Origin of the sequence: Natronobeatus ordinarius (assembly GCF_024362485.1) — an archaeon.
In the GTDB taxonomy this organism is placed as follows: domain Archaea; phylum Halobacteriota; class Halobacteria; order Halobacteriales; family Natrialbaceae; genus Natronobeatus; species Natronobeatus ordinarius.
In genome coordinates, this window is sequence record NZ_CP101456.1 from 1,906,549 (window position 1) to 1,926,959 (window position 20,411).

Below are 20,411 nucleotides of genomic sequence, written 5' to 3' on the forward strand. Positions count from 1 at the left end.
CGAGGCCCGACCACCGTGACGAACCAACCGACGCTCACGAGCACGCGACGCGGACTCCCCGCGCTGAAAGCTGCGCTCCTCGTGGCGGTCCACAGTAATTTCTTCATCTCGCTTGCTGCCACGAGCGTGGCCGTCACGACGATCGTCCTCGCCGGATTTCGCCTCGAGGTCGTGCCGCTGTTCATCGTGTTCACGGTCACGCTGTTCGTCTACAGCGTCAACCGGCTGACGGACTTAGCGGAGGACGAGCGAAACGTCCCGGGCCGAGCGGCGTTCACGCGACGATACGGGCGGCTGTCACTGGCGCTGGGCGTTCTCGGCTATCTGGTCGCGATCGCGCTGGCGATCGCCTGGGGGCTGCCGCTGGCTGGCTTCCTGGTGCTCCCGCTGCTCGTCGTGCTGCTGTACTCGACGCTCCAGCTGAAACAGGTCTTCCTCGTGAAGAACCTCGTCGTCGGCGCCGCCTGGGGAGTGATCCCGCTGGGCGTCGGCGTCTACTTCGGTGACCTCTGGCGACTCGAGATCCTGTTTCTCGCCGCGCACGTCGGCGCCATGATCACGGTCGCGGCGGTGATCTTCGACGTGAAGGACATCGAGGGCGATCGAGCGGAGGGCATTCGGACGGTGCCGAACGTCTACGGGCCGCGGGCGACGCGGATCGTCAGCCAGGCCGCGAACGTCGCCGTCGCGGTCGGCGTCGTCGCGTTCGTCGTCGCTGGTGCCCTCCCGGCGTCGTTTCTCGTCTTGCTCTCGTTTCACGGCTACGTGGGTGGCTACGTTCCGTTCGCCACGCCGGAGCGAACGCCACTGTTCTACGGGTTCGTCGTCGACGGCGAGCACGTCTTTCTGGCGGTCGTCGTCCTCACGCTGGAACTCCTCGGCGTGCTCGGTTGACGGACTGATACGGATCATTGTAACGTGTTACCGGTGATCGCTGTCCCATCCGAGCGATCACCGGTAACGAATCACAATAGACCGTATGACTCCTCGAGCGTTCGATCGCGCGCTGCTCAGCGACCGGAACGGCTCGACGCCGTCTGAAACGTCCGGATGGTATCTTTCCGCTCTGAGGTCACGGCGACTTCGACGAAGCCCCGATCGGTGAAGATCGCGTTCCAGTCGCGGTAGTAGAGCGGGAACTCGTCGTTGACGTAGTTCACGTCGTCGGTCGATCCCGTCCGGTCGGGACCGCCTTCGTTCTCCACGGTGATGAGCAGGTCGGCCGTAATGCGCGACAGCTCGTCGAAGACCCACTCGGCGTCCGGGTGAACGTGCTGGAGCGTCTCCACCGAGTACACCGCGTCGAACTGGTCGTCGTCGAACTCGCCGATCACGTCCTCGATCGCGCCGTGATAGAACTCCCCGCTGGCTGCGAGGTCGGGGTAGGTTCCCTCCATCACGTCGAACGCGTCGTCGTTGACGTCGATTCCGGCGAGGGTATCGAAGCCGTGATCGAAGAGGTGTGAGAGGTGCCGACCCGAACTGCAGCCGAGCTCGAGGACGGCCGCGTCTCGGTCGAGGAACCGCTCGAGGAGGCGGCGAACAACGTCGCTCGTCTCGTTCGGGCCGTAGTAGGCGTAGTACGCCGGGGAAAACTCGCCGGAGCGTTGCGCCCACTCGCGTCGAACGTCGGTAGAATTCACGTGTGTCACTCGTGACGGACACGTAAAGCCCCTTGGAGTTCTCGAGGCGACAGCGCCGATAGGTTTGATGTACAGTCCCCCGCAACGTCCATACCAGTGACCGCAGATCGCTCGAGACACGACCGCGTGGCACGCCACCCGACGCCCGGAGCCGGAAACTCGCTTTCTCGCTGGACGAGCGCCCGCAACCCGATCCGGGTCGCGATCAACTACGTCGTCATCTGGCTCGTTCGGATTTCGCCGAGCCTGAAACTCAAACGGTGGCTCCTGCGTCGGATCGGGGTGACCGTCGGTGAGGGCGTCTCCTGGGGGCTCGAGGCCACGCCAGACGTCTTCTGGCCGGACCTGATCACCCTCGAGGACCACGCCCTGGTCGGCTACGACGCGACGATCCTCTGTCACGAATTCCTCCAGGACGAGTACCGGACGGGCGAGGTCGTGATCGGCGAGCGGGCGATGATCGGCGCGGGGGCGATAATCCTTCCGGGCGTCGAGATCGGCGAGGGGGCGAGCATCGCGGCCAACTCGCTCGTAACGCGAGACGTCCCCCCGGGCGAGACGGTCGCGGGCGTTCCGGCCAGACCGATGGGATCGGCCGGCGGGCGGGACGACGAGGTCCTGGACTGATCATCCAAATCCGAACGCACGCGTCGACGGCACAGTCAGTATTTTCGTCCGTCCGCGTCGAGGACCCAGTGAGTGAGCGACGATACCGGCGCCACTCGGCTGAACTCGTCGTGAAGACACTCGAGTCGATCGACGACGACTGACGAACCGACTCGAGTCGGACGACTACCGAGGAAGATCGTCCGGCACGTCGACGTCGCGGCGCACGCCCGGATCGTCGACGGCGACGAGCGCGCTCGAGTCGTCCTCGAGCAGGATCCGACGGCCGCCGATGTCGCCTTCCACGCCGGTCAGTTGCTCGAAGAAGCGAGCGTCGAACAGCACCGGGTTGCCGCGCTCGCCCTCGTAGGCGGCCGCCAGCGCGTCACCCGTTCCGGCGGCGTAGGCGGCGACGAGCGCGTCGACGGTCCTGGGATCGACGAACGGCATGTCCCCGAGCGCGACGACGACGGCGTCGGCCGCGGTTCGCCCCCGGATCGTCCGGATCCCCGTTCGGACCGACGACGCCTGGCCGCGCTCGTACGCCTCGTTGACGACGAACTCGAGGGGCAGCCCCTCGAGCGCGTCCCGGACGCGCCTGGCCTCGTGGCCCAGGACGACGACGATCGGGTCGATGCGCGAATCGACGAGCGTTCGGGCGGCGTGGCGGACGATCGGCTCGCCGTCGACGTCCTCGAGCAGTTTGTTCTCGCTCCCGAAGCGACTGCTCGTGCCGGCGGCGAGCAGGAGTCCGGCGACGGCGGGGCCGTCCTCGAGGTCGACGCCTGGATCGACCCCGTCACGATCGACGATCGGCAGGTCAGCCGGCGGATCGCGGTCCGGACTCATCGCTCGACGACGCCGTACGGGACGACGTCGACTGGTTCGTCGGCCTCGAGGGCCGTTTCGGTGAGCACGAAGCCGTCGGCGCGCGTCGCCCGCGTGCTCGAAGAGAGGACGCTGGGATCGAACGTCTCCTCGTAGATCGACAGCGGCGAGTCGACGTGGCCCAGTGGCATCGCGCGGCCGTCCTCGAGGCTCACTGGAATCGCGTACGTGAATCCGGCCGTCGAGACGTCGACGTCGCGGGCCAGTTCCGCGGCGACCGTGGGTACCGCCGCCTCGCCGGTGAAGAAGGGGCGGGCCACGAGGCTCGTCACGGCGTGGGCTCCCACCGGTTTGCCGGGGATGGCGAAGGCGATCGCGTCGTGATCGGGAAGCCGAGCGACGGCGATCGGCTTGCCCGGTCGCAGGCGCACGCGGTGGAACAGCACGTCGCCGAGTTCGTCGAGCGCGCGGATCACGTAGTCTTTCTTCCCGACGCTCGTTCCGCCGGTCGTCATCACGACGTCGTGCTCGCGGGCCAGCTCATCGATTCGCGCCGACACGCGGTCGAACTCGTCGGACACCGACCCTTCGTAAGTCGCCTCGTGAGCCCAGGCCCGGACGAGTCCCGCGAGCATCGGCGAGTCGAGGTCGCGGTTGCGTCCCTCGTGGATCTCGGTGCCGGTCGCGAGCAGGCCGACCGAGAGGCGCTCGAGGACGGGCACCTCGTCGATGCCGAGGTCGCCGAGCAACAGTGCGTCCTTCGGGCCGAGGCGCTCGCCCGCCTCGAACAGGGGGTCGCCTTCGGCGACGTTACTCCCGCGTTCGTAGACGTAGGTCCCGGGCTCGAGCTCGGTTCCCGTGAGCTGTCCGTCCTCGACGGCCGCCTCCTCGCGTTTGAGGACCGCGTTCGCCGACGGCGGTAGCGACGCGCCGGTGGCGATTCGGACGGCCGTCCCGGGCTCGAGCGTCGGCGGCTCGTCCTCGGGATAGACTGGCGTCTCGACGACCTCGAGCGGGTAGTCGTCCGTCGCGTCGAGGGCGAAGCCGTCCATCGTCGCGTGACTCCGTCCGGGAACGTCGACCGGCGACCGGATCGGCGCTGCGACCGTCCGGCCCGCGACGTGATCGAGGGGGACGAACTCGGTCTCGAGGCGCTCGATCCACTCGTCTCGAAGGGAACGGACGCGGTCGGCGGCGTCTTCCCACGGGAGCAACGAATCGTCGTCGTGTCGGTTGGGTTCGATCATTTGTGCGTGTGTACACGCCTGCAGCGTGTCTCGTAACCGTTACCAACCGCTCACGACAAATATAGCCCCCGTTGAAACGAGGACTACACCATTGCTGCGATCACGACTGTGTGGACGTTCCGGGACGGCCCCGGCGCGTACCTTACCTACGACGGGGATCCTATGGAAGCACGATGAGCCAGGATTCCTCGCTCGAGCCGTTCGCGTCGCTCACGGAAGCGGCCCTTCGCGAACGATTCGAGCACGAATCGTACATCGCCGACGACCGGCTGGTGACGACGGTCTACCTCGCGCTGAAACTCGGCCGGCCGCTGCTCGTCGAGGGGCCACCGGGCAGCGGGAAGACCGAACTCGGGAAGACTCTCGCGAGCGGCTTTTCCACCGATCTGATCCGACTCCAGTGCTACGAGGGGCTGACCGCCGAGAACGCGCTCTACGAGTGGAACTACACCAAACAGCTGCTGGCCGTCCAGGCGAACGAGGGGACAGTGGCAACGGACGCCGACGGCGACGGGCCGACGGCCGACGAACCCCGATCCGTCTTCGACGAGGCGTTCCTGCTCGAGCGACCCCTGCTTCGCGCCCTTCGCACCGCCGGGGATCGCCCCCCAGTCCTGTTGATCGACGAGATCGATCGCGCCGACGAAGCGTTCGAGGCGTTCTTACTCGAGGTGCTCTCTGACTTCCAGGTCTCGATCCCGGAGTTAGGAACCGTCGCGGCCGAGCACCCGCCGATCGTCGTGCTCACGTCGAACCGGACCCGGGCGCTGAGCGACGCGCTCAAACGGCGCTGTCTGTTCGCCCACCTCGAGGCGCCGTCGTTCGAGACGGAGTACGAGATCGTCACCCGAAAGGTGCCCGACCTCGACGCCGTCGTCGCCGCCGAGGTGTGTGCGATCGTCGAACGCCTCCGCGAGGAAGCGTTCCTCAAACGACCCGGCGTCGCCGAGACGCTCGACTGGGCGCGGGCGGTCGCCGAACTCAGAGCCGACGAGTCAGACGAGCCGCTCACGCCGGCGGAGATCGAACGAACGCTCGGCTGCCTGCTCAAGGAAGTCGAGGACGTCAATCGGGTCGACGACGACCTGCTGGAGCGGCTCCACGAGGCTGCCGCGGGGGCAAACGCCCGACTCGAGGGGTGATTCTCGTGGGCCACCACTCCGATCGTAGCCAGGGCGGCGCCGACGCCATCCCGGACTTTCTCACCGCGCGCCGACACGTCGTGACGGAGCTGCTCCGACTCACAACTCACCTCCGGCGCGACGGCGTGGCCGTCCCGGCGGACGGCGGACTCGAGGCCGCCCGCGCGCTCGCCGTCGTCGGCCTCACAGAGCGCGACCGCGTCGAGGCGGCGCTCCGGGCGACCCTGCTCACGGAGTCGGGCGACCTCGAGGCGTTCGAGGCGGCGTTTCCCCCCTTCTGGGCTCGGCTCAGGGGCGGGCTCGAGGGCGTCGCGACCGACGACGGCGACGCGGATGTCGATTCAACGCGGCCGGAATCGACGCTCGAGGGCGATGAACCGGAAACCTGGCTCGAGAACGACGACGGATCCGACGAGGCCGACGTCCGGCTCGCGACCGGCCGCCGGCACGCGACCGGGGAGCGACCGGCGGGTCACGGCGGCGACGACGCCAGGCACTACAGCGCCGTCGGCGGGGGCGAACGCGTCGACGCCGAGCACGAACCGCTCGCGTCGGGGCCACTGGGGGCTGTCGACCGACTCGCCGCCGCACTGGCCTCGCTGCGTGGACGGCGCGACCACCCCGCCGTCGCCGGCTCCCGGGTCGACGCCCGCCGAGCACTCCGCGCGAGCCTCGAGACCGGCGGGACGCCGATTTCCCTCCCGACGCGCGACCCTGTCTCGAGCGAACTCCGGTGTTGCGTCTTACTCGACGTCAGCGGCTCCGTCCTCGACACGATCGATCGCTCGTTCCTCCTCGCGTTCGCGACGCGACTCTCCGAGGTCGCCCGAACGGCCCGCGTCTTCCTGTTCGACACCGAACTCGTCGAGGCCACGGACGCGTTCGCGACGGCGAGGGGCGACCCCGCAACTGCCCTGCGCGCGGCCGAAATCGAGTGGGGCGGCGGGACGCAGATCGGCACGGCCCTCGAGACGCTCCGCCGACGCTACCCCGACGCGGCTGACCGGCGAACCGTCGTCGTCGTGGTCAGCGATGGCCTCGACGTCGGCGACGACGAGTTACTCGAGTCCGGCATTACGTGGCTCGCAAATCGGTCGCGGGCGATCGTCTGGCTCAACCCGCTCGCGGTCTCGCCGCGGTACGAACCGCGCTCGCGGGGGATGGCGACCTGTCTCCCCTACGTCGACGCCCTGTTCGGGTTCGCCGAGCCAGCCGACGTCGCAGAAGCCGCCCGCCAGCTCGAGCGTCGCGGCGTCGGTGGCCCCGTCGGCTACGAGTACGACCCGCGCCGGCTCGCGGCTGCGTCGGGATCGGAGGCGGAGTCCGGATGACCGACTCGATCCTTCGGGCCGTCGTCGACCGGCTCCGGGCAAACGGCGCGACCGCCGCGACGGTCGAGCGCGTCACGGTCGGCGACGGCGTGGTGATGGTCGAACTGCTCGCGGATGGAACGGCCGGCGACGATCCTCCGCGGCGACTCGCCGGCCTCGCTCACCGGCCGCCCGGACCGGTGCCCTCGGCAACTGACCGCGACGTCGAGACGCTGCTCGAGTGGGCGACCGGCGCTGTCGGCCCGTCTCCGGACGGCCGCGAGGATCGAGATCACGGCGCGATCGCGGTCGGGGTCGCCGCGTTGAACGCCCTCTCGGCTCCCTTCGTCGACTGGCAGCGGGGCGATCCGATGGCGCTGCTCGAGTCCGACGTCGAGACGATCACGACCGTCGGTCTCTTTCGGCCGGCGTTCCGGAAGTTCGACGACGTCGAGGTCCGGGTAATCGAACGCGACCCCGTCGACCCTGCGTCGGTGTCGGCCCCCGACGGCGTGGCCGTCTCGACGTTCGAACCCGGCGAGGCCGAGGTGGCGATGGACGGCGCGTCGGTCGTCTTCGTCACCGGCTCGGCGTTCGTCTACGGCGGCGTCGAACGCTACCTCGAGGCCGCGCCGGCGTCGGCGACGGTCGTCCTCGTGGGCGCGACCGCCTCCGTTCTCCCCGGGCCGGCGTTCGACGTGGGCGTCGACATCGTCGCCGGTGCGGCCGTCGTCGAACCCGACCGCGTGCGCGAGGCGATCCGGCAGGGCGCGTGCGGTACCGACTTACACGACGCCGGCGTAGCGAAGGTATACGCAGTCGACGGACGCCCGCGCGGCGTGCGACTCGACGCGACGGACGACCGATCAGCCGATCGCCGTGACGAACGGACGGCGACGGACCGGTCACGACGTCCGGAGGACACCAACCCATGACAGAATCCAGCTGGAGCGTACCCGAAACCGAAGTCGTACAGCGCGTCCACGAGCAACTCGAGGCGGACGGCGACGGCACCGACGTCCTCGCGACGATCGTCGCCGTCGAGGGCAACGCCTACCGCCGCCCGGGCGCGAAGATGCTGCTCGACGCCGCGGGGACGGGCGTCGGCGCGATCACCGCCGGCTGTCTCGAGGACGAACTGCTCCGGGCCGCCGAGACGGTCCGCGAGTCCGGCCGACCCGAACTCGTCACCTACGATCTGATGGACGATGACGACGACGTCTGGGGACTCGGCGTCGGCTGTAACGGCATCATCGACGTCTTACTCGAGCCGCTGACCGAGGCCTACCGACCGGCCGTCGAGGCGTTCGACGAGGGCCAAGACGTCGCCGTCTGTACCGTCATCGAGGGCAACGGCTCCCTCACTCGCGGCGACCGTGCGTACTATCACCCCGACACGGACCGGTTCGAGACGCCCGAGGCCGACGCTGGCTCGATCGACGAGTGGCCCGTCGGGACGCTCGCTGAGCCCGCAGCCGACCTCGCCGCGCGCGGCAAGGCGGCCACGCTCGAGGTCGACCACGAGGGACGGACGCTCGAGCTCTTCGTCGACGGGCTCGCCGCCCCGCCGGAACTCGTGGTCTTCGGGACGGGTCACGACGTCGGCCCAGTCACGGAACTCGCGGCCAGGAACGACTTCCGGGTGACGGTCGTGGGCTTTCGCGGCGGGGTCGACCTCGAGGAGCGATTCCCCGACGCCGACCGGACCGTCACGACCTCGCCGCGCTCGCTCGCTGACGATCTCGAACTCGGCGAGCGAACTTACGCGGTCGTCATGACCCACAACTTCGTCGACGACCGGCTGACGGTCGAGACCTTGCTCGAGACCGAGGTCCCCTACGTCGGACTGATGGGACCCCGCGAGCGCTTCGAGGAGATGCTCGAGGAGTTCGCGGCCGAAGGGCGGACGTTCGACGAGGCCGACCTCGAGACGCTGTACACGCCGATCGGGCTCGACCTCGGGAGCGGCTCGCCGTACGGCATCGCCCACAGTATCGTCGCCGAACTCCTCGCTGTGCACAACGACCGGGTGCCACGTCACCTCTCCTCGCGAGAGGGACACATCCACGAACGCGTCGAACTCGAGGTCGAAGCCGGCGAGTAATTCGGCTTCGACTGGCGGCCGCGACGAACTGCTCACGGTATGTGATCCCGTCTATCGAGCGCGAATTCAGTGCTCGTGCCCGTGGATATGTCCGTCTTCGTGACCGTGGTCCCCTTCGACCCACTCCGACGCGTCACGATCGCCGTCGGTGAACGCCCGCGTGCGTTCGCTCAGCGCGCCGGCCTCGAGGACGGCGTCCTCGACGAGGAGGCGCTCGAGCGCGGCGAGCCACCCCCGGTAGTAGCGGTCCTCGGCGGCCTCGGCGTCGCCGGAGGTCGTTCTCTCGGCTCGCTCGAGCTCCTCGACGAGGCGTTCCTGGAATCGGGGCCACTCGTAGGTTCCGTCCTCGGAGAGGGCAACGGCGACGGCGAACGCGCGGGCCTGCCAGGGCGCGTGGAACGTCGGCGGCTCGTCGCCCTCGCCCTCGAGCTCGAGTGCGGCGAGTGCGTCTGCGTCGGATTCGTTGGCGACCATTTCAGGCGCCCTCGCCGAGCCGTTCGACGCCGATCATGGCGTCCCTGGTTACGAGTTCGACCAGCTCTTCTTCGCCCAGGTCGTCGGTGCCGGGCGGCCGCTGGGGGAGCACCATGTACCGGAGCTCGGAGGTGCTGTCGTGGACGTGTATCTCGACGTCCCCGGGCAGGTCGACGTCGAACTCCTCGCGAAGCATTCGTCGGGGCGTCTTGACCGCTCTCGAGCGGTACTCGGGCGTCTTGTACCACGTCGGCGGCAGCCCCAGCAGCGCCCACGGGTAACACGAACAGAGCGTGCAGACGACGAGGTGGTGCTTGTCGGCCGAATTCGCGACGACCTCGACGTCGATCGCGTCGCTATCCACGTCGACGACGGCCGACGCGGCGGCCATCGCGTCCTCGAGCAGCCACTCACGGTAGTCGGGGTCGGTCCACGCCCGGGCGACGACGCGGGCACCGTTCAGCGGCCCGATTTCGTCTTCGTACGTGGCGATGATCCGGTCGACGGCGTCGCTCGAGAGCAACTCCTCCTCGACCAGCAGCGACTGGAGGGCGCGCGCCCGCGACTGCGGGTCGTGCTCGCTCGCGTGCTCGTCGACGTCGAACGCGTCTGTGTCGTCCATGAGAGTCCCTGTTCGCCGACTCAATTAGTCGTGTCGGCGGGCTCGAGGTACGACTCCCAGAGGTCGAGGGTGACCTCGAGGCCGGGTTCGGCCGACTCGCCCCACAGCTCCTCGCCGTCGAAGGCGACCTGGTAGAGCGGCTCGCCCTCGTCTCGGCCGTGAGCTCGCGCGTCGGGGAGGACGTGAGTGCCGCGGTCGGCGACGATTTCGCCCCGGGCACGCCTGACGTACCGCGGGCAGCGGGTGTGTCCCTCGGGATGGTCGTTGCGGACGACGACCGCGTCGCCGACCGCGAACGCCGGCTCCGCGGTCGACGCGTCGGAGTCGTAGGCGTCAGCGACGCCGGCTTTCAACTCGCCGAGCAGGTCGGGGTCCTCGCGTTCGGGAACGCTCGCCTCCCCCGCTTCGAACGCCTCGGTCAGGGCCGCGAAGTCGTCGGGATCGATCGCGTCGTTCTCGAGCAGCAGCCGGGTGAGTGCGGTCACCCACCGGTCGTAGTAGCTCGACTCGAGGTACAGCTGAGGCGGCATCCGTTCGATGCTGTGGCGGAACTCGTCGATCGAGGCGAAGCCGTTCCCGAGCGTCGCGACGAACGCCGCGTACGTCTCCCCTTCCCAGCGTTCGTGGAAGGTTTCCTCCTCGCCGTCGTCGTATGGGATCGGCCCGAACCCGTCCATCCCGGCGACGTCGTGTATGCCGTCCATAGCCACCCCACGGACGCGACCCTCAAGGCCGTTTCCGTGATCGGCTCGTGCGGTCAGCTGGCTCCGAATGGTCTGCGATCCGAACTGTTCGGAAGCGAGGGCTTTTGCACCTCGCCCGAAAACGACGACCCAATGGAGCCCGATCCACCGCCGGAGGCTGCCGGGACCGTCACCGAGGACGCGACCCGCCACGAGGGAGGGACCGAACTCGAGCGGACGATCGGGCTCACCGGCGGCCTCGCGATCGGCGTCGGGACGATGATCGGCGCCGGGATCTTCGTCTTCCCGGGACTGGCCGCGGGGGAGGCGGGGCCGGCCGCCGCGGTGTCGTTCGCGATCGGCGCGGTCGTCGCGTTGCTGGTGGCGCTCCCGACCTCGGAACTGGCGACGGCGATGCCGAAAAGCGGCGGCGGCTACTACTTCATCTCCCGCGGGATGGGCGCGGTCTTCGGGGCGATCGTCGGCATCAGCCTCTGGCTCGGCCTCGTCTTCGCGTCGGCCTTTTACCTCGTCGGGCTGGGCGAGTACGCGGTGGCGACCCTCGCGGAAGCCGGCGTTCCGGTCGGCGGCGGCTCGCTGGTCGTCCTCCTCGGGATCGCCGTCGGCGTCGGGCTGACGGCGATGAGCATCGGCGGGACGGAGAACACGGCGACGCTCCAGAACGTCGTCGTTGCCGTCTTGCTGCTGTTGCTGAGCGTCTTCCTCCTCTACGGCCTCCTCGACGCCGTCGGCGTCTTCGGAACCGAGACGGTTCCCGAGCAGTTCGCCCCGCAGGGGTACTTCCCGATCCTGACGACGGCCGCACTCGTGTTCACCTCCTACCTCGGGTTCGCCCAGGTCGCGACCGTCGCCGGCGAGATCACCGATCCCGGCCGGAACCTGCCGCTGGCGATGGTCGGCTCGGTCCTCCTCGTCGGCGGCTTCTACGTCCTCACCATCTTCGTCGCCACCAGCGCGATCGGCAGCGACGCGCTCGAGGCCGCCGGTGAGACCGCCATCGTCGAGGTCGCCCGCGAGTTCTTCGGGCTCCCCGGCGCGGTCGCCATCCTCTTTGCCGGCCTGCTCGCGACGCTCTCGAGCGCGAACGCGTCGATTCTGTCGGCCTCCCGGGCGCTGTACGCCATCAGCCGCGACGCGATCGTCCCGCCGGGGGCGAGCCGGATCAACTTACGCTACGGCACCCCACACGTCGCGCTGGCGCTGGTCGGCGGCCCCGTCATCGTCCTCGTCGGCACCGGGCAGACGGAGCTGCTCGCCGAGGTCGCCTCCTTTCTCCACCTCGTGATGTACGGGCTGATCTGCGTGGCGCTGCTCGTCATCCGCCGCGAGGACCCCGACTGGTACGAGCCCGACTTCACCGTTCCGGGTTATCCGATCGTTCCGATCGTCGGCGCGCTCTCGAGTTTCGGCCTGATCGCGTTCATGCAGCCGACCTCACAGGTCGTCGGATTTCTGGTCATGGTCGGCGCCCTCGGCTGGTACGCCTATTACGCTCGAGACGTTCGTCTCAAGGGAGGGTTCACCGATGACTGACGTCTCACCCCACCGCGTGCTCGTCCCCGTCGAGATCCTCCGCGGGGAGGCTATCCCTGAGGCGCTCGTCGACGCGCTCGCGTCGGTTCCCGTCGTCCTGCTCGGCTACCACGAGGTTCCCGAACAGACCGCGCCCGGGCAGGCGCGCATGCAGTTCGAGGAGAAAGCCCAGCTCGAGCTCGAGACGCTCGTGGGGGCGTTCGAGGACGCCGGTGGGGCGGTCGCGACCCGGCTCGTCTTCACCCACGACCCGATGAAGACGTTCGAACGCGTCGCCGTCGAACTCGAGTGTGACGCCGTCTGCTTGCTCAACCCGGCGCCGACGCTCGAGCGCGTCCTCGTCCCCGTCAGGGGCGACGTCAACGTCACCCACATCGCCGAACTCGTCGGCGCGGTCCTCGCCGGCGGCGACGCCGACGTCACGCTCTTTCACGTCGCGTTCGAGGACGACGAGCGAGCAGACGGGGAGACGCTCCTCGAGTCGGCTACCGCAACGCTGCTCGAGGCGGGCGTCGCCGCCGACCGGATCTTGGAGACGGTGGTCGTCGACGACGACCCGCTCGAGACCATCGTCGAGGTGGCCGACGATCACGACCTCGTCGTCGTCGGCGAGAGTCGTCCCTCCATCCGCGACCGAATCTTCGGCGACCCCTCGGAGACCATCGCCGCACAGACGATCAGCCCGGTGCTCGTCGTGCGTCGGCCCTACCTCGAGATGAGCGAGGACGAACGCGAGGAACGCACCGAGGAACTCGAGGAGACGGCCGACGAGTTCGAAACCGGCGGGAGGTGATCCGCCTGCGAACACGACGGGTGATCGGCCCTCGAGCACGAGAGCTGATCGGTCGACGAGCCGGCCGGTGCGTGGAGACGGCGACGTAAGGAGGTCGAAGCTATTTACCGCCGTCGCCCGAATCTCAGCACCGAGATGTACCAGCACGTTCTCGTTCCGACCGACGGCAGCGACGGGACCCGACAGGCCGTCGTCCACGGCGCGACGATCGCTCAGCGGTTCGACTCGACGCTGCACGCGATCTCGATCGTTCCCGAGGGCCCCTATGGCACGCTCGAAGGCGAAGAAGGGGAGGCCGAACGCGACGCCGAACTGGCGGTCGAGCAGGTCGAGACCGAGGCGAGCCGAAAAGGCGTCGAGACCGTCACCGAGGTCCGGCGCGGGGTCCCCGACGAGGAGATCCTCTCGTACGCCGATGACCACGAGATCGACATGATCGTGATGGGTACTCACGGGCGGACGGGCCTCGACCGCGTCATCGTCGGCAGCGTCACCGAGACGATCGTCCGCAAGGCCGAAGTTCCGGTGGTCACCGTCCGCGTGAAAGGACAGATAACCGTTCCGGAGGCCGACGACGCCGCCGAACTCGCCCTCGAGGTGCTCGCGGAGGAGGGTTACGAGGACGCCTCCGTCGAGGACGAGCCCCACCGAACGAGCGGCTCGTGGATCGTCCCCACCGAGACGGACGACGGCCGAATCCACGTCCACGTCGACGCGCTCTCCGGCGAGACTCGACTCGCGCGGCTCGATCAGTGATCAGACCGGCGTCCTGAGCGCCCAGCTGTCGGTCGTCGGCTCGAGCCGGCTCGGCTCCCGGCCGCGGTGCTCGAGCAGGCCGACGTGGTACAGCATCGCCTTCAGCTGGAAGACCGTCGGCGAGTGGTAGACCGACCCGTCCTCGAGCGCGCCTCGACGGAGCTCGCCGTCGGGCGAGAGGACGCGACGCCGGACGTCCTCGGTCCCCCGGACGAACAGCTCGACGGTGAACGAGGGGTGGAGTTCGTGGAGGTAAACGACGAGGTCGACCAGCGACGGGTTCGTGATTCCGTCGTCGTGCATGTGCTGGAGTTCCTCGACGAGGAGTTCCGTCGCCGGATACTCGTAGACGACCCGGCGGGCGAGCCCGGCCCAGTCGGGCGCGAGGTCGGCGAAGCGCGTGGATTTCCGGTACCAGCCGTCGAACTCGTCGAGGGCGGCCTCGACGGAGCCGTAGCGGGACAGGGCGAAGCGGACGACCTCGCGTCCGAGCGGGCGCAGGGCGACGCCGTCGGGGCGCTCCTCGATCAGGTCGAGAAACGCCGCCCCCCGCCGGGCGTCGTCGACGGCGCCGACCACCCGGTTCTCGACCAGCAGGGCCTCGGTGGGGCCGTCGGCGTAGTGCGCGAGCGGATACCCCAGGTAGTTCTTCGGGTGGTTCAACCCGAACGACTGGTCCGCGACGCCCTGTGCGCTCGCCTGGAACCGGATCGCCGTTGCCTCCCCGCTCGTCCGGTTGCCGACGACCCGGGGCGTCTCGAGCGCCTCCACCGTCCCGTCGGGTGAGACGCCGAGGACGCCGACGTTGAGTTCCCGTGCGAGGGTTCGGTCGGTTTCCGAGACGGCGGTCGTGGGGGCGGCGAGGTACGCCGCGTTCGCCTCGTGGAGTCGGTCGTGGGCCTGGACGATCCCCCGTGCGGTGTCGACCTCACCCCGGTCGGTGTATCCCTTCGCCTCGACGGCGATCAGCGGCGGCTGCTCGCCGAACCGTTCGACGGCGAGCAGGTCCGACTCGAGGGCGCGGACGCCGACCAGGTCCGGGTAGCCGCCGCCGACTCTCACGTGGTTGAACGGCGCGAGCGTCTCGCGGATCGACGGCTCGATCGGTACGCCCTCGAGCCAGCGATCGGCCGAAAACTGCGTGTCGACGACGGCGTAGGTGTTCGGCTCCCCGTCAGGGAACAGCCGCTCCTTGCAGTGAGCGAGGACGTGCGGTTCCGAGAGCGACGCCGCGGCGGCCATACACCAGCTCTCGTCACGGATGCCTTGAACGTTCTGGCGACGGACGCGTCACGGCTGACGTCGCCCCGGGTACGTCGTCGGCGTCTCACGCCAGGTGGTCGGCGAACCACGACCCCGCGTGGTCGGCCACCGCCTCGAGCGCGCCCGGTTCCTCGAAGAGGTGCCCGGCTCCCTCGATCACCTCGAGGCGTTTCTCGCCCGACAGCCGCTCGTACGCCTCGCGGTTCAACTCGAGCACCTGGTGGTCCGCCCCGCCGACGAGAAACAGCGTCGGGGCCGTCACGTCCTCGAGTACCTCGCTCGCGAGGTCGACCCGGCCGCCCCTGGAGACGACGGCCTCGACGTCGTCCCGCCGCGCCGCCGCGCGGAGGGCGGCGGCCGAGCCGGTGCTCGAGCCGAAGTAGCCGATCGACAGCTCCGCGACGTCGTCTCGCTGGCGAATCCAGCGCGTGGCGGCGACGAGTCGATCGGTCAGTAACGAGATGTCAAAGCGCGTCTCGTACGTCTCGTCTTCGGCTTCGGTGAGCAGGTCGAACAGCAGCGTGCCGACACCCCGTTCGCGGAGGCGGTCGGCGACGAAGTTGTTTCGCGGGCTGTGTCGGCTGCTGCCGCTGCCATGTGCGAACAGGACGAGTCCGGGCGCGCCGTCCGGGACGAGGAGTTCGCCCTCGAGGGAGACGCCGTCCGCTGAAATGTCGACGATCATCGGTTCTCGAGTTACTCCCACGGCGACCCACTTGATGCTTTAGTGACAACTGAAACGGGTTACACACTGCTCGTGATCAAACGGCAGTACTGGTGTATTCTCGTCAGCACTGGCCGTTCTACTGCGAGCAGGGTTGCAGTGACGTTCAGTGGCCCCTCTACCAGCACGCCTCGTCGGACGTCGTCGTCAGCCGCCGAGTTCGCGCTCGACGCTCTCGATGCGGTCGGCCGTGTGCTGGTTGCGGTGTCGCTGGTCGTCGACCTCGAGCGACGTGATCACTCGATCTTCGTCCACCGCGTCGTGGGCCGCGCTGGCGGCCTCGAAGATCGGCCCGGTCTCGTCGGCCTCGAGGACCGTTCCGATCGGCGTCAACTCGTACTCGACGTCGAACTCCTCGAGCACCTCGATGGCCGCGGCGATCTCGGCGGACATGTCGTGGTCGCGAACTGGCGTGATCTCGAGTCTGGCGATTGCGGTCATGGTCGTGTGGGACGCTGGCAGTCGCCACCGTCCGGGGAAACCACCACGTCGGGCACCAAGTTCCTTTGCGGGGCAATGACGGTGCTCGAGTCGGCAGTCTGCCGGGGGCTGCCAAGCGGCTCGATCACTCGACGACGAGCACCGGGATCGAGCCCTCTTCCTCGACGCGGTCCGAGACGCCACCGCGGAGGAACCGGTCGAGTCCGCGGTGTCGACCCATGACGATCAGGTCCACGCCGTGGTCGTCCGCGTACCTCAGAATCGCCCGGGGGCGAAGCCCGTGCGTGACCGTCGTCTCGACGTCCTCGATTCCCCGCTCGGCCGCCAGCTCGGCGACGTGATTCACCGCCCCCCGGCCGAGTTCCTCGAGGTCGTCGAAGTCGATGCCGGGAGCGATCGCGGCGGAGTTGATGACGTAGATGGTGTGCAACGTCGCGTCGTGGACGATCGCAAGCTCGATCGCTTCCTCGATCGCCCGCTGGGTGGCCTCCCGACCGTCCGTCGGGACGAGTATGTCGCCGTACATCGGCCCCACGTTCGACCGGGACCGTCAAAGGGCTGTCGTGACCTCCTGTCCGGTGAGCACTCGCCGTCGATCACGCTCCGTTCGACTTCGATCGGGGTCTCGGGGAATCTCGAGCCGGACTGCTCGCGGTGCCGTCGACCGTCACTCGAGCTCTCGCCACGTCCCCGTCGCAGTGACGCGACCCCCGTCGACGTCGATCGACCGCTCGTCGGCGGAGGCGCCGAGTACGGCCTCGAGCGTGGCCTCGTCCGGATCGTCGACGATCGCCGCGAAGTCGCCGGTCGACGTCTCCTCGTCCTCGACGGTGAGCGACGAGACGACGCCCTCGGCGTCCTCGAGGCCGTCGAAATCGAACGTCGGCTCGGCGAGATCGCCGTACTCGCCGACACAGACCTCGCCGTCGCCGGCCGTCTCGAGGAGCCACGCGAACTCCTCGTCGTCGGTTGCCCGGTCGACGTCGCCCTCGGCGGCACCGATGGCCGTCTCGAGGGTCACCATCGCGTCGTCGGCTGTGTCGGCTCCGGCGGCGACGACGAGCGCCTCGTCACCGACGGCGATCGCTGCGTCCGCATCGCCCTCGACCGGCGTGTAGACGTCGTACTCGCCGATCGCGTCGGTCACCTCGAGCTGTCGCATGAAGTCGGCGACCGGCTCGGCGGTGAGCTGCTCGTCGATCTCTTCACCTGTTATCTCGCCGGTCACGACGAACGCCTCGTTGCCCTCGAGGAGCCTCTCGACGGTCGACTCGAACGCCTCGGCCTCGAGGAGTCGCCCGAGCCCGAACGGGGCGAGGGTGAGCGCGACGAAGAAGTACGTCGAGAGCAACCCCTGCGAGGCGGGGGCAATCATGGGGTCGTCCTCGAACTCCTCGGGAACCTCCTCGTCCGGACCTACGTCCTCGAATTCGTCCTCGACGTACGCCTCGAGGGCTTCCCAGTCGACGACCGTGAACTCGAGCGTGTCGTCCTCGAGCGTGAGCCACCGGCTGTACGCCGGGAGGTCGGGTTCGTCCTCGTCCTGGGCAGCGACGGGGGACCATCCCAGAGTCCCGATGGCCGCCACCGTCGCCGCCGTGCCCATTCTCTCGAGAAATGCTCGTCGTCTCGGCATCGGTAGAAACCGTACCCCGGCGACACCGATATAGCCCGTGTCCTCGTTCGCTCTCGCGTGACGGTCACGTTCACGTACGCTGGTCAGATGTCCCGCCGTGTGAAGAGCAGGACGGCGATCCCGACCAGGACGACGAAGACGACCAGCAACAGTCCGGCGTCTCCGAGGGCGTACTCCTCGTGGACGAGGATCGCCGTCTGGTCGTAGTACCGACTCGGGGTGAACGCGCCGATCCACTCGTAGTCGGGGTCCACGCTCGAGACGCCCTCGACGAGCCAGAGGACGAACACCAGCACGAGCGCCGTCGCCCGGGCGGTTCGCACCCGGTCGAGGACGACCGAGGCGACGAGTCCGATACCGGCACAGACCAGGAGATACGGAATCGAGAGCAGGTGAGTCATCGCGAGGGCGACCGGATTGAACGACTCGCCGATGGCGAGTGCGCCGACGTAGACGACGATCGGAACGGCGACGTTCAGCACGACTAGCGGGACCCAGAGGGCAGCGACTTTCTGGAGAACGACGGACTCGCGCGAGACCGGGTTCGAGAGGATGAGGTCCATCCGTCGTTCGGCGACGTCCGCCGCGATCAGCCCGGCACCGACGTACGCGAAGTAGACGGCGAGCAGCAGCGCCCAGAAAAACGAGTAAATTTCAGCCGCGATGAACCCCTCGATCGTGTGGAGCTCCTCGATCCCGAACATGTCGAACATGAACTCCGGGAACGCCTCTTCGAAGACGTCCATCTCCTCCTGGACGCCGGGGAACATCGAGAAGTACAGCGCCGATAGCAGGGCGAAGACGACGACCAAGATGACCGATCCCCGGACGCGTTTTCGTGACTCGAGGCGGAGAATTGCGGTCATCTCAGATGTCCCTCCGGACGAAGTGCAGGATGGCGACGCCCAGCAGGGCGAGAAACGCCACGAAGAGGAGTCCAGCGTCGAGGATGGCGTACTCCTCGTGGACGAGGATCGCCGACGGGTCGTAGTACCGACTCGGGGTGAACGCGCCGACCCACTCGAAGTCGGGATTCATCAGGGAGAGGCCGTCGACCAGCCAGAGAACGAACACCAGCACGAGCGCCGTCGCCTGGGCGGTTTCGACGCGATCGAGGACGACCGAGAGGACGATGCCGATGCCGGCACAGACCAGTAGGTAGGGAATCCCGAGCAGGTGCACCATCGCGAGGGCAAGCGGATCGATCGACTCCCCGAGGGCGACCACACCAGCGACCAGTATCACCAGCATTCCGAGGTTCAACGCGACCAGGGGAACCCAGAGGGCAGCGACCTTCTGGAGGACGACGGACTCTCGAGAGACGGGATTTGCGAGGGTGAGGTCCATCCGTCGCGTGCGGATGTCCCGCGAGATCATCCCGGCGCTGACGTAGGCGAAGTAGATCCCGCCCAGTAAGATCCAGATGAACGGGAATACGTAGCCGCCGACGAACCCTTCGATCGTGTGGAGCTCTTCGATTCCGAGTATCAAGAGGAGGTACTCCGGATACACGTCCTCGAACAGTTCGGCTTCCTCCTGGATGCTCGGGAAGACGACGAAGAACATCGCCGAGAGCAGCACGAGCAGGCCGGTCAGGATCAGCGACCCACGGACCAGTTTGCCCGACTCGTTTCGGAGGATAGCCGTCATCATGCCTCCGAGCCGTCGTCCCCGTAGTAGTGTTTGAAGATCTCCTCGAGCTGTGGATCCCCGATGTCGACGTCTTCGATCTCGAACCCGACGAGGTGCTCGAGCAGCGCGGCGGGCTCGCCCGTGTAGGTGAACCGAACCGTGCTGTCGACGACTTCGAGGTCGATCATCTCTCCCGTGACGAACGCCTCCTCGTCGACCGGCTCGGCCAGTTGGACCCGAACCTCTTTGCCACCCCGTTTGAGCAACGTCTCGATGTTCTCGAGGGCCACGAGTTCTCCCTCCCGGATGATCCCCACCCGATCACACACGCGTTGCACCTCGCTGAGAACGTGTGAGGAGAAAAAGAGGGTCTTTCCAGCGTCGCGTTCTTCCTCGAGGAAGGCGTGCATCCGGTCCTGCTTGAGCGGATCCAGTCCGGACGTCGGCTCGTCCATGATGACGAGGTCCGGATCGTGCATGAACGCCTGGACGATCCCGAGCATCCGCCGATTCCCGTGTGAGTAGGTCTCGATCGGCTTCTCGAGCGGCGGTTCGAACAGCTCGAGTAGTTCATCCCGGCGTTCGTCGCCGCGCATTCGAGCGAAGTAGTCGAGTTGCTGTCGACCGGTCAGTCGCTCCTCGAAGCCGAGGTCGTCCGGGAGGTAGCCGACGTCGGCTTTGGCCTCGGTGAGCGCCCGTCGATCACGAACGTCCGCACCGAGCACCTCCGCGGTGCCCGCCGTCGGCTTGATGAGCCCGAGCAATAGCCGAATCGTCGTCGTCTTTCCCGCCCCGTTCGGCCCGAGGTAGCCGAAGATCTCGCCGGCGTCGACCTCGAACGTGACGTCGTCGTTCGCGGTAACATCGCCGTACCGCTTCGTCAGCCCGTCCAGTCTGATCGGCGCCGGTTCGAGATCCGGGGCGGTTTCGGCGTCCTCGAGCTGGGCACACAT

23 protein-coding genes are annotated in these 20,411 nt (G+C 68.1%); 9 read left to right on the forward strand and 14 right to left on the reverse strand.

What is annotated here, in order from left to right; all coding sequences use genetic code 11:
* The first annotated feature begins 15 nt into the window (after window positions 1–15).
* Window positions 16–894: a UbiA family prenyltransferase gene (locus tag NMQ09_RS09885; protein WP_255194417.1), complete on the forward strand. Its 879-nt coding sequence runs from the start codon at window positions 16–18 to the stop codon at window positions 892–894.
* A 116-nt stretch (window positions 895–1,010) separates the two neighbouring features.
* Here NMQ09_RS09885 and NMQ09_RS09890 read toward each other — a convergent pair whose 3' ends face one another.
* Window positions 1,011–1,643, reverse strand: a complete 633-nt coding sequence (locus NMQ09_RS09890; protein WP_255194418.1) for a class I SAM-dependent methyltransferase — start codon at window positions 1,641–1,643, stop codon at window positions 1,011–1,013.
* 96 nt (window positions 1,644–1,739) lie between these two features.
* On the opposite strand from NMQ09_RS09890, the gene NMQ09_RS09895 reads away from it, so the two are divergent.
* Entirely contained in the window at window positions 1,740–2,270 is a 531-nt protein-coding gene (locus tag NMQ09_RS09895; RefSeq protein WP_255194419.1) for an acyltransferase, read from the forward strand.
* A 165-nt stretch (window positions 2,271–2,435) separates the two neighbouring features.
* Here NMQ09_RS09895 and NMQ09_RS09900 read toward each other — a convergent pair whose 3' ends face one another.
* Both NMQ09_RS09900 and NMQ09_RS09905 read right to left on the reverse strand, forming a co-directional pair.
* Entirely contained in the window at window positions 2,436–3,098 is a 663-nt protein-coding gene (locus NMQ09_RS09900) for a nucleotidyltransferase family protein (RefSeq protein ID WP_255194420.1), read from the reverse strand.
* Window positions 3,095–4,324: a molybdopterin molybdotransferase MoeA gene (locus NMQ09_RS09905; RefSeq protein WP_255194421.1), complete on the reverse strand. Its 1,230-nt coding sequence runs from the start codon at window positions 4,322–4,324 to the stop codon at window positions 3,095–3,097. The genes NMQ09_RS09900 and NMQ09_RS09905 overlap by 4 nt, the downstream gene beginning before the upstream one ends.
* Window positions 4,325–4,497: 173 nt before the next feature.
* Between NMQ09_RS09905 and NMQ09_RS09910 the strand changes: the two genes are divergently transcribed.
* Genes NMQ09_RS09910 through NMQ09_RS09925 form a run of 4 tightly spaced genes read left to right on the forward strand, consistent with a single transcriptional unit; the run spans window position 4,498 to window position 8,880 of the window.
* On the forward strand, window positions 4,498–5,466 hold the full coding sequence (locus NMQ09_RS09910) for an AAA family ATPase (protein ID WP_255194422.1): 969 nt from the start codon (window positions 4,498–4,500) through the stop codon (window positions 5,464–5,466).
* A 5-nt stretch (window positions 5,467–5,471) separates the two neighbouring features.
* Complete coding sequence (locus tag NMQ09_RS09915) at window positions 5,472–6,797, forward strand: vWA domain-containing protein (RefSeq protein WP_255194423.1); 1,326 nt, start codon at window positions 5,472–5,474, stop codon at window positions 6,795–6,797.
* The gene (locus NMQ09_RS09920) at window positions 6,794–7,711 is read left to right on the forward strand and encodes a Rossmann-like domain-containing protein (RefSeq protein WP_255194424.1); all 918 of its coding nucleotides are present in this window, start codon (window positions 6,794–6,796) and stop codon (window positions 7,709–7,711) included. Before NMQ09_RS09915 ends, NMQ09_RS09920 begins: the two co-directional genes overlap by 4 nt.
* Window positions 7,708–8,880: an XdhC family protein gene (locus NMQ09_RS09925; RefSeq protein WP_255194425.1), complete on the forward strand. Its 1,173-nt coding sequence runs from the start codon at window positions 7,708–7,710 to the stop codon at window positions 8,878–8,880. Before NMQ09_RS09920 ends, NMQ09_RS09925 begins: the two co-directional genes overlap by 4 nt.
* 66 nt (window positions 8,881–8,946) lie before the next feature.
* Here the strand turns inward: NMQ09_RS09925 and NMQ09_RS09930 are convergent, their stop codons facing one another.
* The 3 genes from NMQ09_RS09930 to nthB are packed head-to-tail and all read right to left on the reverse strand — an operon-like array spanning window position 8,947 to window position 10,680.
* Entirely contained in the window at window positions 8,947–9,354 is a 408-nt protein-coding gene (locus NMQ09_RS09930) for a nitrile hydratase accessory protein (protein ID WP_255194426.1), read from the reverse strand.
* 1 nt (window position 9,355) lies between these two features.
* Entirely contained in the window at window positions 9,356–9,976 is a 621-nt protein-coding gene (gene nthA, locus NMQ09_RS09935) for a nitrile hydratase subunit alpha (protein WP_255194427.1), read from the reverse strand.
* A 20-nt stretch (window positions 9,977–9,996) separates the two neighbouring features.
* On the reverse strand, window positions 9,997–10,680 hold the full coding sequence (gene nthB, locus NMQ09_RS09940; protein ID WP_255194428.1) for a nitrile hydratase subunit beta: 684 nt from the start codon (window positions 10,678–10,680) through the stop codon (window positions 9,997–9,999).
* A 132-nt stretch (window positions 10,681–10,812) separates the two neighbouring features.
* Between nthB and NMQ09_RS09945 the strand changes: the two genes are divergently transcribed.
* The 3 genes from NMQ09_RS09945 to NMQ09_RS09955 all read left to right on the forward strand — a co-directional run bounded on the left by NMQ09_RS09945 (window position 10,813) and on the right by NMQ09_RS09955 (window position 13,762).
* Window positions 10,813–12,213 (forward strand): APC family permease, encoded by a 1,401-nt coding sequence (locus NMQ09_RS09945; protein ID WP_255194429.1) that lies wholly within the window; start codon window positions 10,813–10,815, stop codon window positions 12,211–12,213.
* Complete coding sequence (locus NMQ09_RS09950; RefSeq protein WP_255194430.1) at window positions 12,206–13,006, forward strand: universal stress protein; 801 nt, start codon at window positions 12,206–12,208, stop codon at window positions 13,004–13,006. The genes NMQ09_RS09945 and NMQ09_RS09950 overlap by 8 nt, the downstream gene beginning before the upstream one ends.
* A 135-nt stretch (window positions 13,007–13,141) precedes the next feature.
* The gene (locus NMQ09_RS09955) at window positions 13,142–13,762 is read left to right on the forward strand and encodes a universal stress protein (RefSeq protein ID WP_255194431.1); all 621 of its coding nucleotides are present in this window, start codon (window positions 13,142–13,144) and stop codon (window positions 13,760–13,762) included.
* On the opposite strand, the gene NMQ09_RS09960 is transcribed toward NMQ09_RS09955, so the two are convergent.
* The 8 genes from NMQ09_RS09960 to NMQ09_RS09995 all read right to left on the reverse strand — a co-directional run bounded on the left by NMQ09_RS09960 (window position 13,763) and on the right by NMQ09_RS09995 (window position 20,411).
* Window positions 13,763–15,004 (reverse strand): type 2 periplasmic-binding domain-containing protein, encoded by a 1,242-nt coding sequence (locus NMQ09_RS09960; protein ID WP_255194432.1) that lies wholly within the window; start codon window positions 15,002–15,004, stop codon window positions 13,763–13,765. It abuts the gene before it with no gap.
* Between the two features lie 85 nt (window positions 15,005–15,089).
* Window positions 15,090–15,710 (reverse strand): dienelactone hydrolase family protein, encoded by a 621-nt coding sequence (locus NMQ09_RS09965; RefSeq protein WP_255194433.1) that lies wholly within the window; start codon window positions 15,708–15,710, stop codon window positions 15,090–15,092.
* Window positions 15,711–15,896: 186 nt separating this feature from the next.
* Window positions 15,897–16,190, reverse strand: a complete 294-nt coding sequence (locus tag NMQ09_RS09970) for a thiamine-binding protein (RefSeq protein ID WP_255194434.1) — start codon at window positions 16,188–16,190, stop codon at window positions 15,897–15,899.
* Between the two features lie 124 nt (window positions 16,191–16,314).
* Window positions 16,315–16,716: a universal stress protein gene (locus NMQ09_RS09975; protein WP_255194435.1), complete on the reverse strand. Its 402-nt coding sequence runs from the start codon at window positions 16,714–16,716 to the stop codon at window positions 16,315–16,317.
* A gap of 141 nt (window positions 16,717–16,857) precedes the next feature.
* The gene (locus tag NMQ09_RS09980; RefSeq protein WP_255194436.1) at window positions 16,858–17,796 is read right to left on the reverse strand and encodes a hypothetical protein; all 939 of its coding nucleotides are present in this window, start codon (window positions 17,794–17,796) and stop codon (window positions 16,858–16,860) included.
* 113 nt (window positions 17,797–17,909) lie between these two features.
* The gene (locus NMQ09_RS09985; protein WP_255194437.1) at window positions 17,910–18,692 is read right to left on the reverse strand and encodes an ABC transporter permease subunit; all 783 of its coding nucleotides are present in this window, start codon (window positions 18,690–18,692) and stop codon (window positions 17,910–17,912) included.
* A gap of 1 nt (window position 18,693) precedes the next feature.
* On the reverse strand, window positions 18,694–19,476 hold the full coding sequence (locus tag NMQ09_RS09990; protein WP_255194579.1) for an ABC transporter permease subunit: 783 nt from the start codon (window positions 19,474–19,476) through the stop codon (window positions 18,694–18,696).
* Window positions 19,476–20,411, reverse strand: coding sequence for an ABC transporter ATP-binding protein (locus NMQ09_RS09995; protein ID WP_255194438.1), 936 nt, complete (start codon window positions 20,409–20,411; stop codon window positions 19,476–19,478). The genes NMQ09_RS09990 and NMQ09_RS09995 overlap by 1 nt, the downstream gene beginning before the upstream one ends.